This window comes from Telluria sp. ZB4P37 (genome assembly GCF_059685855.1).
Map to the genome: position 1 here is coordinate 340,121 of NZ_JCASID010000002.1, position 11,950 is coordinate 352,070.

General features: G+C 67.2%; 8 protein-coding genes. 1 reads left to right on the plus strand and 7 read right to left on the minus strand.

The window, feature by feature from the left end:
- The gene (locus AC56K1_RS05885; RefSeq protein WP_497156910.1) at positions 1–615 is read right to left on the minus strand and encodes a YqgE/AlgH family protein; all 615 of its coding nucleotides are present in this window, start codon (positions 613–615) and stop codon (positions 1–3) included.
- Between the two features lie 306 nt (positions 616–921).
- Between AC56K1_RS05885 and AC56K1_RS05890 the strand changes: the two genes are divergently transcribed.
- Positions 922–2,373 carry a cryptochrome/photolyase family protein gene (locus AC56K1_RS05890; RefSeq protein WP_497157175.1) on the plus strand — a complete coding sequence of 484 codons (1,452 nt, stop codon included), beginning with the start codon at positions 922–924 and terminating at the stop codon, positions 2,371–2,373.
- A gap of 135 nt (positions 2,374–2,508) precedes the next feature.
- On the opposite strand, the gene AC56K1_RS05895 is transcribed toward AC56K1_RS05890, so the two are convergent.
- The 6 genes from AC56K1_RS05895 to AC56K1_RS05920 form a co-directional block, all read right to left on the minus strand.
- Positions 2,509–7,761 (minus strand): hybrid sensor histidine kinase/response regulator, encoded by a 5,253-nt coding sequence (locus AC56K1_RS05895; RefSeq protein ID WP_497156911.1) that lies wholly within the window; start codon positions 7,759–7,761, stop codon positions 2,509–2,511.
- 30 nt (positions 7,762–7,791) lie between these two features.
- Positions 7,792–10,104: a methyl-accepting chemotaxis protein gene (locus tag AC56K1_RS05900; protein ID WP_497156912.1), complete on the minus strand. Its 2,313-nt coding sequence runs from the start codon at positions 10,102–10,104 to the stop codon at positions 7,792–7,794.
- Between the two features lie 19 nt (positions 10,105–10,123).
- On the minus strand, positions 10,124–10,660 hold the full coding sequence (locus AC56K1_RS05905; protein ID WP_497156913.1) for a chemotaxis protein CheW: 537 nt from the start codon (positions 10,658–10,660) through the stop codon (positions 10,124–10,126).
- Positions 10,657–11,070, minus strand: a complete 414-nt coding sequence (locus tag AC56K1_RS05910) for a response regulator (protein ID WP_497156914.1) — start codon at positions 11,068–11,070, stop codon at positions 10,657–10,659. The genes AC56K1_RS05905 and AC56K1_RS05910 overlap by 4 nt, the downstream gene beginning before the upstream one ends.
- A gap of 26 nt (positions 11,071–11,096) precedes the next feature.
- Positions 11,097–11,492: a response regulator gene (locus AC56K1_RS05915; protein WP_497156915.1), complete on the minus strand. Its 396-nt coding sequence runs from the start codon at positions 11,490–11,492 to the stop codon at positions 11,097–11,099.
- Between the two features lie 106 nt (positions 11,493–11,598).
- Positions 11,599–11,751, minus strand: coding sequence for a rubredoxin (locus AC56K1_RS05920; RefSeq protein WP_036170087.1), 153 nt, complete (start codon positions 11,749–11,751; stop codon positions 11,599–11,601).
- Between the last annotated feature and the right edge of the window lie 199 nt (positions 11,752–11,950).

Sequence of the window (11,950 nt, forward strand, 5' to 3'; positions counted from 1 at the left end):
TCATGCGTGGCCAGCCTCGGTTGCGAGCATTAAAGGATCGATTCCCAGCAGTTTGATCGCGGCGGTATAGCGTTCTTCGATCGGCAGGTCGAACAGGACTCTGGCGTCGGCCGCGACGGTGAGCCAGCCATTGCGCGACAGTTCTTCTTCCAGCTGGCCCGGGCTCCAGCCGGCATAGCCGATCGAGACCAGCATGCGGGCCGGGCCGTTGCCGCTGGCGACGGCTTCCAGCACGTCGATCGAGGTGGTGAAGGCGACGTCGTCGGTGACGGCAAGCGAGGAGGAATAGCGTCCGCTGGGCGTGTGCAGCACGAAACCGCGGTCGTCCTGGACCGGGCCGCCGAACATGATGGGCTCGTCCACGACCGAGGAGCGCAGGCCTTCGCCGAGCTTCAGGTCGACGCGGTCGAACAGCACTTCCATGGTCATGTCGGTCGGTTTGTTGATGACCACGCCGAGTACGCCCTTCTCGTTGTGCTCGCAGACATAGACCACCGTGCCGCCGAAGATCGGGTCCTGGATCGAGGGCATCGCGATCAGGAAATGGTTGGCGAGGTTCAGGCCGGAAGCGGCAGGCCCGATGTTCCCCAGCGTATCGTCGTGTTCCGGTGGCATGCCGGGCATTGGTAGAGTCTTGCCAACTTTACTTTTTTTCATACGCTTACTCTCACATGGGCTCACTCTGGTTGGCGACCGCCCAAGCTGGGCGACCGGGAAGTGTCCACAAAACAACGTTCCGCTTTTCGATAGTTTACACTGAATCGGTCCGGCGCCTCCGGAAGCGCCACGACAGGCAGCCCTCGTAGCCCTGCGCCAACCCTGCCTGACGTCCCACAACTGACCCGTCTTGTTTCCTTCATCGCTGCTTAGGAAGAATCCTACCCAGTAAAATCGGCCGCTACTTTGACCCCGCACACGATGATGAATATGAGCAACTCTTTGGTTTGGTTCCGGCGTGACCTGCGCGCATTCGACCATGCTGCCCTGCACCGGGCGTTGAGCTCGTCCAATCGTGTGCACTGCGTCTTCGTGTATGACAGCGGGATTCTCGATGCGCTGCCGCGTGACGACCGCCGCGTGCGCTTCATCCACGCCAGCCTGGCCAGTCTTGACGCCGAACTGCGCCGGCTCGGCGGTTATCTGATTGTGCGGCAAGGCCGCCCGCTGGAAGTGATCCCCGCGCTCGCCGCCGAACTGGGCGTGGACGCGGTCTATGTATGCACCGATTATGAACCCGAGGCGGTCGATCGCGACGCACGGATGAAAGCCGCCCTGGAAGCTGAGGGCAGGAAATTTCACAGCCTGAAAGACCAGGTGATCTTCGAGAAGGAAGAAGTGCTGACCCTGGCCAAGGGGCCTTTTTCGGTGTTCACCCCCTACAAGAATGCCTGGCTCAAGCGGCTGGCGGCCATGCCGGAAACCCTGGCCAGCTATCCGGTCGATGCGTATGCGCATGCCTTCGCACCGCCCGACGCGCAGCCCGCCCTGCCCTCGCTGGAGGACATCGGATTCGTTACGGGGGAGCCGCCGCTGCTGGCCGGCATGGAAGGCGCGGAAGAGCTGTTCGAGCGCTTCGTCGCGCACATGGCCGACTACGGCCGGGCGCGCGATTTCCCATCCGAAGACGGCACCTCGCGCCTGTCTACCCACCTGCGCTTCGGCACCACCTCGATCCGCCATCTCGTGCGCACGGCGCAGCAGCTGGCGCACAGCGGCGCCGGCGGCACCGGGGCGTCAGTGTGGCTGTCGGAACTCATCTGGCGCGATTTCTATTCGATGATTTTGGCGCGCAATCCGCAGGTGGTCACGCGCTCGTTCAAGCCGGCCTTCGACGTGCTGGCCTGGGAAAGCGGCGAGGAAGCGGACGCCATGTTCGTGGCCTGGTGCGAGGGCCGCACCGGCTATCCGCTGGTCGATGCGGCCATGGCGCAGCTGAACCAGACTGGTTTCATGCACAACCGCCTGCGCATGGTGACGGCGAGTTTCCTCACCAAGGATTTAGGGATCGACTGGCGTCGCGGCGAGCGCTATTTCGCGCTCAAGCTCAACGACTACGAGCTGGCCTCGAACAATGGGGGCTGGCAGTGGGCGGCGTCGACCGGGTGCGATGCGCAACCGTGGTTCCGGATTTTCAACCCGGTGTCGCAGTCGATGCGCTTCGATCCGCGGGGGGAGTTCATTCGGGATTGGGTGCCTGCTCTGGCAAGGCTCGGCGCGAAGGAGATTCATGCACCGTGGCTGGTGGCGGCGGAGGTGCTGGAGGAGAAAGGCGTGGTGCTGGGGCGCCACTACCCGTTGCCGGTTGTGGAGCATGATGTGGCGCGCAAGCGGACGCTGGAGAGGTTTGCGGTGGTGAAGAAAGTAAGCGACTAATCACAAAAGCTGGGCTCCCGCCTTCGCGGGAACGACGATTTCTGGGTAAGCGGTGCAAAAATCGCAGCCACTGATCGTTCGAACAATAAAACAACGTCATCCCCGCGCAGGCGACCCAGGTTCGTACCGCACCAGTTAGCCCTTGCCCAGCAAACTCTCAATCGCCGCCAACAACACCGCCTCCTGATACGGCTTCCCAAAGAACGCATTCACCCCCAGCCCCAGCGCAACATTGCGGTGCTTGTCCGCCGTGCGCGAGGTGATCATGATGATCGGGATGCCGGCGGTCGCCGCGTTCTCGCGCACCTGGCGCGTCAAATCGAAGCCGTCCATGCGGGGCATCTCGATATCGACCAGCATCAGGTCCGGCCGGGCGTGTTCGATCTGCTCGAGCGCGTCGACGCCGTCCTTGGCCAGCATCACCTGATAAGCTTCGCGCTCCAGCAAGCGCTGGGTCACGCGGCGCACGGTGATCGAATCGTCCACCACCATGATGGTCGCGCGGTGCGCAGGCTGCGCGCTCGCGGCACCAGATGATGCGCCAGGCGAGGCAGGCTGCTGTGCCAGCGCCACCGGATCGAGGATCAGCACGATCTCGCCCGTGCCCAGCACCGTGGCCCCGGCGATGCCCGGCATGCGCGAGAGCTGCGGGCCGATGTTCTTGACCACCACTTCGCGGTTGCCCAGCACCTCGTCCACGCGCAGCGCGATGCGTCCACCCGCGCCGTGCACCACCAGCACCGGATTCAGGCGCTGCAGCGCAGGTGCATTGCCCGCCTCGCCCAGCAGTGCGTCGAGCGCATGCAGGGCCTGCGGCTGGCCCGCCACCGGAATCGTTCCGGAGGCCTGCGCAGCCAGCAGTTCGGTATCGCGCACCTGCATCACCTGCTCGACCAGGGTCGAGGGCAGCGCCCAGGTGCGCCCGGCGCTCAGCACCAGCACCACCTGCGCCACCGCCAAGGTAAGGGGCAGGTGGATCGAGAAACGCGTGCCCTTGCCGGGCTCGGTCGTGACCACCACGCGCCCGCCCAGCGCCTGCGCTTCCGAACGCACCACGTCCATGCCGACGCCGCGGCCGGCCAGTTCGGTCAGCGTGTCGGCAGTCGAAAAACCCGGCTCGAAAATCAGCTCGGCCGCATCCTGGTCGGACACGGCATCGGCTTGCCCGATCAGTCCCATCGCACGGGCCTTGTCGCGGATGCGCTCCAGGTCCAGGCCCCCGCCGTCGTCGCTGAATTGAATGGCGACTTCATTGCCGTGCTGCTCGACCTGCACCAGGATCTCGCCGGTTTCCGCCTTGCCGGCATCGATGCGTGCACTGCGCGCTTCGATGCCGTGCACGATGGCGTTGCGCAGCAGGTGCTCGAAGGGCGCGGCCATCTGTTCCAGCACGCTGCGGTCGATTTCCACGGCGCCGCCGCGGATGTCGAGGTTGACGCGCTTCTCAAGCTCTTTCGCGGTCTGGCGCGCGACGCGGAACAGGCGCTCCGCAAGAGAAGCGAACGGCACCATGCGCACCCGCATCAGGTCGCGCTGCAGGTCGCGCGTCATGCGCGATTGCGCGGCCAGGTCGTCGGCAGCGCTGTCCACCGTGCGCGACAGGCTGTCGTGGAAGGCTTCCACGTCATCGACGCTCTCGGCCATCATGCGCGTGAGTTCCTGCAAGCGCGTGAAGCGGTCGAATTCGAGCGGATCGAATTCGCGCTCGCCGGCGATCGACAGGCGGGACGCAATCTGCGATTCGGCCTGCATCTCGATCTCGCGCATCTGGCGGCGCAGGCGGTCGAGGTTTTCCGAGAAGTCGGACAGCGCGCCCTTGAGCGAGCCGACCTGGTTTTCCAGGCGCGAACGCGAAATCGATACTTCGCCGGCCTGGTTGACCACGCGGTCGAGGATGTCGGCGCGCACCCGCACCAGCGGCGCCCGCGCGCCCGGCTGCTCGGCAGGGGCTGCAGGCGCTGCGGCCGGCGGCGGAGCGGCCGGCTTGTGGGGCTGCTGCAACTGCTCGAACAGCAGCAGCGCGGCATCGTAGTTGGCCAGCAGTTCGTCGAAGGCCGCCGCACTGGTGGTGCCGGCGTGCACCATGTTCTCGACCTGGGTTTCCAGTTCGTGGGTATGCTGGCCGAGGCGCATCGCGCCGGCCATGCGGGCGCTGCCCTTGACGGTATGCAGCGCGCGCTGCAGGCCCTGGGCGACGGCGCCGTCCTGCGGGTTCTGCTGCCACTGGCGCAGGCTATTTCCGATCTGAGGGAACAGGTCGGCGCCTTCTTCGAGGAAGACCGGCAGCAGGTCCGGATCGAGTTCGTCGCCAAAGACTGGGACGGCGGCCAGCGCGCTGACGTCCAGCACGGGCAGCGGCGCGGCTTGCAGCACCGGGGCAGGTTCCGGTTCCGCCTCCTCCGGCTCCGAAGCCAGTACCGCCGCCACCGCTTCCGGCGCCTCGTCCAGCCCAGCCTCGTCCGGCGTGACCGGCACGAAGGCCGGCGCCGCGTCGTCCGGCGCGGCCTGGTCCAGGCCAGGTGCTCCAAAGGCCGAGGCGGCAAACGGGTCGTCCAGGAAGCTGTCGAACAAATCGTCGATCTCGCTCACCGCGTTCGACTGCTCCGCTTCATCGCGCGCCGAGGGCTCGGCGGCAGGCAGTGCCTCGGGCTGCGGGGAGGCCAGTAGCGCGTCGTAGGCCGTGGCAAACAAGGCGTCCAGCTGGTCCGCCAACACCGGGTCGGCTTCGCCATACACGCTGGCCGCCTGCTGGCTTGCCAGGCGCTCGAGCAAGGCCCCTAGCTGGCCGACCAGGTCAGGCTGGCCTGGCGCCAGTTCGCCCAGGCCGAACACCTGCAGCATCGTGCGCACGCGCGACAGGGTGGCATCCAGCAGCTCGCGCCCGCTGTCGTCGAGGAGCGGGCCGGGTGCGGCCAGCTTTTCCAGCACCAGTTCCAGTGCGTGGGCCACGTCCTGCAATGCGGTATAGCCGACCGTGGCCGAGGTGCCGGCCAGCGTGTGTGCCGCCTTCAGTGCTTCCGGCGAGGCGCGCCGCTCCGGTTCCGCGGCCCATGCCTCGAATTCATCGGCCAGCACCCGCACCAGCGCCTCGGTTTCGTCGACATAGACCGCGTACAGACCCGGCGCAATCTCCAGGTCGCCGATGCGCTTGCTGTCGGCAGCCACGGGCGCCTCGGGCTCGGCCAAGTCGACCAGCACCGGTACCTCCTCCAGCGCCGCCTGCCCACCCTCCTGCACCCGTGCGGCCGCTTCCACCAGCGCCCCGCTTTCGCGCGCCGACCAGCCGTTGGCCACCAGGTCGGCCACCCAGTCGGACAACTCCGCATGCGCGTGCTTGAGCAGCGCCATCAGCTCGGGCGTGGCGCTGCGCGCTTCGGCCAGCCAGACGTTCATCACCCGCTCGATCGCGGCGGCGCCTTCGGCGAAGCGCTCCAGGCTCACCATGCGGCTGCTGCCCTTGAGCGTATGGAAGGAGCGGCGCAGCAAGGCCAGGGTTTCCTGGCTGGCCGGATTGCTTTCGGCCTGCGGCATCGCTTCGGCCACGAAACCCAGCACTTCCTGCGCTTCAAAGATGAAGATCTCGAGCAATTCGGATTCGATCGAAGCGTCCTGTCCCTGCGCTTGCGGTTCCGGCGCTTCCGGTGCGGTCGCCTGGGGAGCTGCCGCCTCGACGAACTCGAAAGGCAGCTCGCGCAGCAGGCGTTTGTCCGCATCAAACGTGAAGCGGCCCTTGGCCACCTCGCTGTTCTGGCCCAGCAGGTCGGTGAAGAAGCCGAGCGCGCCGATGTTCTGGGCGATGTTATGCAGCACGCTCGATTGCGCCGTCACGTCGCCGTCGCTGCCGGCCAGCACTGCTACCTGCCCGGCGACGTGGCGCGCGGCCTGCACCGCCTGTTCCTGGTCGAGGATGGCGAGCGCGCCCTGCAGCTGGTGCAGGACCGGCTCGGCTTGCGCCAGCACTTCGCGCTTGTTCGGGTCGTCGTAGTAATCGTCGAGCAGCTTCTCGACCTGGCGCAGGCCGGCCTTGATCTCGCCGGCCAGCACCGCCACGGTCTGGCCCTGCTGGATCTGGCGCGCCAGATCGCCCTGCCATTGCGGCGCATCCGGCGGGGTTTCGCCGGCGGCAAGCGCCAGCAGACGCGCGCCGACGGCTTCCGCGTTCTCGGCGAAATCCTCCGGCAGATGGCGCAGTTGGTCCAGGCCGTTCTCGACGAACAGCATGGCGGTGGCCATCTCCAGCCCCAGGCCGTCGCTGCGCCCGGCCGCCATGGCATCGGTCGCGGCGCGTCCCAGCTCACGCATCAGTTGCGCCAGCGCGGGCGCGCCCAGTTTTTCGCTGGCGCCGGCCAGGCGCGAGAGCGCATCGTTGAAGTCTTCCTTGACCTCAAGCTCGCCCGCGCCCTCGGTGGCGATGCGGTCCCAGTCCGACTTGGTGCGGGCCAGCGCTTCGCGCGCTTCCTGAAGCGTGGCCGGGTCGATGCGCCCATAGCGGCGCACCGCGTAATCGTGCGGCACCAGGCCGTCCAGGCCGCAGGCCTGGCGCAGACGCTGGGCGCCCTCATTGGGCTCCCTGACTGCCGCCACGAAGAACAGCGCATCGCGCAGCATCGTGTCCGGGGTGCCGCCCTGCCCCTGGGCCAGGCGGCGCAGCTGCATGTTCACCTGCCCCAGCAGCTGCTTCACGTACAGGTCGCTCTCGACCTGGCCGTCGGCCACCGCACCGATGAACGCGTGGATCGCTTCCCAGAACAGGCGCGGGCGTGGCTCGCCCTGTGCCAGCGCGATCGGCGCGATCGCATCGCGCATGCCGGCTGCGTGCTGCGCTTCGCCGCTCTTCAGGAAAGGCAGCAGCGACTTTTCGAAGCGCGTGCGGCAGGCCGCGACGTCGGGGGACGGGTCGACCTTTGCAGCTGTCAGTTCGACGCCCTTGCCCAGGCTGGCGGGCAGCAGGTCGGACGGATGGACGCGTTCAAGGCCCAGCTTTTCCTGCAGGTCGCGGTAATACGGGAACAGGCGCGCCGGCTGCTGGGGCGCCCCGGCCAACAACTCGTCGAGGTATTCGACCAGGGCCTGGTAGGCATCCTGTACGATCTTGACCGACTCCGGCGTACAGGCCTGGCGTCCGTCTTTAAAAGCGTCGATCAGCTGTTCGGCCGCCGCGCCCAGCACGCCGATGCCCTCGACGTCGACCAACTGCAGCGCGCCGTGGGCCTGGTGCAGATGGCTCTTGGCGTGCAGCAGGAGGGTCGGCTGGGCCTCCGCGCTGCGGTTGGCGGCGTCGCGCAAGGCCGTGCCCGAGCGCCCCAGCGCATCGCGGATCTCGCCGATCACCCATGACAGGGGTCCGGTGTCGAATGCGGGCATGCGGCTGGAAGGTGCGTTGGTCATTGGGCTCGTTGTAGTTACTCAGCAGGTTGTCTAGGCGGCCACGCGGAAGCGCGACACCGAATCTTTCAGCTCCTGCGCCAGCAGCGCCAGCTCACGGATCGACTGCGCCGTCTGGCGCGTGCCGCCCTGGGTGTGCTCGGTGACCGACAGGATGTGCTGCATATTATGGGCCACACCGTTGGCGGACGTCGCCTGCTGCTGCGCGGCGCTCGAAATCGCCTCGATCAGCTCCGCCAGCCGGTTCGACACGCGCGAGATATCGAGCAGCGCAGCGCCGGCCGCATCCGACAGGCGCGCGCCTTCGACCACGCCCTGGGTCGACTTTTCCATGGCCGCCACCGCATCGTGGGTGTCGGCCTGGATGGTGCGCACCAGCGCGCCGATGCCCTTGGCCGCCTCGCCCGAGCGTTCCGCCAGGCGCTGCACTTCTTCGGCCACCACCGAGAAGCCGCGCCCGGCCTCGCCGGCCGATGCGGCCTGGATCGCGGCGTTCAGCGCCAGCACATTGGTCTGCTCGGTAATGTCCGAGATCAGGTCGGTGATCTCGCCGATTTCCTGCGAGGATTCGCCCAGGCGCTTGATGCGCTTGGAGGTTTCCTGGATCTGCTCGCGGATCTCGTTCATGCCGAGGATCGCATTCTGCACCGCGAGCGCGCCCTGCTCGGCCGCATCCACCGACTGGCGCGCCACCTCGGCCGATTCGGTCGCCGAGCGCGACACGTCGGCGATCTGGGTGGCCATACGCAGCACCGTGCTCGATGCTTCCTGGATCTCGCGCGACTGGGCTTCGGCGGCGCCCAGCAGCTCGGTCGAAACGGTCTGCGCACCGTTCGATGCGCGCGTGACCTGCTCGGTGGTGCGGATCACGCGCAGCACCAGCTCGCGCAATTCTTCCACCGTGTAGTTGACCGAGTCGGCGATCGCCCCGGTGATGTCTTCCGACACCGTGGCATGCACGGTCAGGTCGCCGTCCGCGACTTCCTGCAATTCGTTCATCAGGCGCAGGATCGCCGCCTGGTTCTGGTCGTTGGTGGCCTTGGCTTCTTCTTCCTTGGCCTGGGCGAGCTGGCGCATGGCTTCGGCTTCGCGCCGGCGTGCCTCGGCACCGCGGGTGCGGTTGCGCGAGTCCTGCAGCATTACGCGGCTGATGCTGCCGCCCATCGCCAGCGTGAAGACCGAGGCCCCCACCAGCAGCCAGAACCAGCTGCTGCGGGTGCCCAGCAGCCGGCGGCATTCCGCCTGCACCCGCTCGAGCGTCGAGCGCAGGCCTTCGTTGTCGCGCGCGATGACCTGCTCCGCCACGCGGGCGGCCTCGAAGTTGTGCAGGTTGGTCGCCAGCGGCGACATGCCCTGCTGCCAGCCGCGGAAAGAGGTGCGCGCGGCAGTCAGCCGCTCGCGCAGGTCGACGTCGGCGACCGGCGCCAGGCCCAGGGCGGGATTGAGGCCGACCATGGCATCCAGCAGCGCGCCCAGTTCGGCGCTGTCGCGCTTGATGGTGTTGGCGGCCTCGCGGTGCGCGGCGCCGGGCGCGGTAAAGGCATGGGCCGATGCCGGCAGGCGTTCCGAAATCGCTACCATGCGCTCGAGTGCGGCGTCCTGGCGGATGCTTGAGCCACGCAGGCGGTCGGCCAGGCTGCGCAGCTCGGGGGCGAGCAGGTCGAGCCCGGCTACGCTGGCGCCGAAACCGACCAGGTGGCGCTTGTTGCCGGCAATGGTGGTGGCGGCGGCATTCGAGGCCGACCAGGCCGCGCGCGCCTTGGCCAGCATGGGCGCAAGCTCGCTCGGTGCCGGCGGGATCGCAGTCGGACCGGCCTTGCCGCCGCGCGCCAGCAGCGCCAGCAGGCGTCCCAGTTCGGCGCGGCTGTTATCGAGCTGGCTGAAGGCGTTGATGTCTCCGCGCAGCGCGTTCGGCGCCGACTTGGCCACCCGCTGCGAATGCATCAGGGCGTCGGCCGCGATCTGGCCCTGGGTCGACACCACGCCGGAGTGGGCGGCGTTCTGCCACATCGCCAGCACGGTCAGCAGGATGCCGGCGGCAAACGCCGCCAGCACCAGGCGCAGCTGGCTGGCCAGCGACAGGTGGCCGATCAGCGGCAGGCGCAGGTCTTCGCCCTCGTCGGCGGCAACGGACAGGGGTTTGCGCGGGCGCGTGTTGCCCAGGCGCCGCGCGGCCGCATCGGCCGAGCCGTACACGGCGCCCTGCCCCTGGGACGGGACGTCGTTCGAGGGCTGCTGCGGCAGCAGGCCAGGTCCGAACTGGGTGTCGGGCGAGACCAGGGCGGTATCGTCGTCCGCGCTGGCTTTCGAAAAGGCGTTCATGCTGAGTTTCGAGGCAAATCCCATACCGGCTCCTGGGTGCAGCTTATTGATGGCCTGGTTGTTGTGCCACGTGCAGGAAGCGTTCTTCCCGCACCAGCGCCGCCAGCGAGAGCGGCGTCCAGAGGATGTTGTCGGCGTCGCGCAGGGCCTCGCCCTCGCGCTGCATGCTGCCGGCCTGGCGCAGGCCGTACATGCGGTCGACCAGCAGGGCGCAGTTGAAACCCAGCGAAGGCGCGAAGGTCACCAGGCGCGCGCCAGGCGCCGCACTGGCCTGCCCTTCGGCGCCAAGGTAGCGCACCAGGTCGATCACGCCCACCAGGGTGCCGCGCACGTTGGCCAGGCCCAGGTACCAGGGCGCGGTCAATGGCACGCGCACCAAAGGCACGGGCGCGACGATTTCGCCTGCTTCGAGCAGGTGGAGCAGATAGCGGGTGGCGCCGATCTGCATCCCCAGCTGCTGGATCGGCGCACCGGTGCCGCTTTTCGCGGCCTGCATGCGCTCGAGGAGCTGTTCCTGGTAGGCGCGCAGGCGGATGCTGCGCGCGTCGTCGGCGTCGGGCCGGGCCTCGCCCGCGGTCATGCCGCGGCGGCGGCCGGGGCTGCGGCCACGGCCACGGCAGCCTGCTCGTCGAGCGCCGCGATACTGGCCAGCAGCAGCGCCGGATTGACCGGCTTGACCAGGTAGTCTTTCGCGCCCTGGCGCATGCCCCAGATACGGTCGGTTTCCTGGTTCTTGCTGCTACAGATGATGACCGGAATCGCGGCCAGCTCCGGGTCGCGCCCGATCGAGCGTGTCACCTGGAAGCCGTTCGCGCCGGGCATGACGACGTCCATCAGGATCAGCTGCGGACGCTCGGCGCGGATCTTGTCGATGGCTTCCTCGCCGTTGACGGCGGTGGTGACGGTATAGCCATGCTTGACCAGGACATCGGTCAGGTAAAAGCGCTCGGTCGGGGAATCGTCGACGATCAGGATCTTGTGTATGGCCACGTGGGGCTCCGGAATTTCGGTAAGGTTCAGGCCCTGGCGGCCGTGTGTTCGCGCACGGCAGCCAGCAGGCTGTCTTTGGAAAAGGGTTTGGTGAGGTAGGCGGAAGCGCCGACCATCGCGCCGCGCGCGCGGTCGAACAGGCCATCCTTGGACGACAGCATCAGCACCGGTGTCGCATGGAAGCGCGCGCTCTTCTTGATCAGGGCGCAGGTCTGGTACCCATCCAGGCGCGGCATCAGGATGTCGCAAAACACCAGCGCGGGATGGTGGTCGTTGATCTTGGCGAGCGCATCGAAACCATCAATCGCCAGCACGACCTCGTAGCCTGCCTGGGTCAGGAAGATCTCGGCGGAGCGGCGGATCGTGCTGCTGTCGTCGATCACCATGATGGTCAGGCCGGTCGGTTGCGGCGATGTCGTCATTTTCGTTTCACTTCAGCATGAAGCGCCACGATAGCACAGGCATTATCCCTTGTGCGTGAAGTGTTGCAGCGTGTCAACTAGGTAAAATGACACGCTGCCGCCGCCTTTAAATAGCGGTCATCTCGAAGTCGTCCTTGCGCGCCCCGCACTCCGGACAGGTCCAGTTCATCGGCACATCGGCCCAGCGGGTGCCCGGCGCAATGCCGTCTTCCGGCGCGCCGGCAGCTTCGTCGTAGACCCAGCCACAGATCAGGCACATCCAGGTCTGGAAAGCGACGGTTGTTTCTGTACTCACGGTGATTCCTTGTATGTAGATAAATTAAATGAAGCCGCAGGAACGTCGAAGAACCGTAGCGAGCGGCAGCAATGGCGGCTAAGAAGCGCAGCTGTACGCTAGTACAGCGAGCATCGCAGGCCGGCAGTGCAACGCGCAGTAGGTTATTCGACGTTCCGTCTAG

Coding starts and splice junctions, on each gene's coding strand:
- AC56K1_RS05905 (WP_497156913.1), bottom strand. CDS start 10,660: ATGACCGCGGGCGAGGCCCGGCCCGACGCCGACGACGCGCGCAGCATC.
- AC56K1_RS05920 (WP_036170087.1), bottom strand. CDS start 11,751: ATGTGCCTGATCTGTGGCTGGGTCTACGACGAAGCTGCCGGCGCGCCG.
- AC56K1_RS05900 (WP_497156912.1), bottom strand. CDS start 10,104: ATGGGATTTGCCTCGAAACTCAGCATGAACGCCTTTTCGAAAGCCAGC.
- AC56K1_RS05915 (WP_497156915.1), bottom strand. CDS start 11,492: ATGACGACATCGCCGCAACCGACCGGCCTGACCATCATGGTGATCGAC.
- AC56K1_RS05885 (WP_497156910.1), bottom strand. CDS start 615: ATGCCACCGGAACACGACGATACGCTGGGGAACATCGGGCCTGCCGCT.
- AC56K1_RS05890 (WP_497157175.1), top strand. CDS start 922: ATGAATATGAGCAACTCTTTGGTTTGGTTCCGGCGTGACCTGCGCGCA.
- AC56K1_RS05895 (WP_497156911.1), bottom strand. CDS start 7,761: ATGACCAACGCACCTTCCAGCCGCATGCCCGCATTCGACACCGGACCC.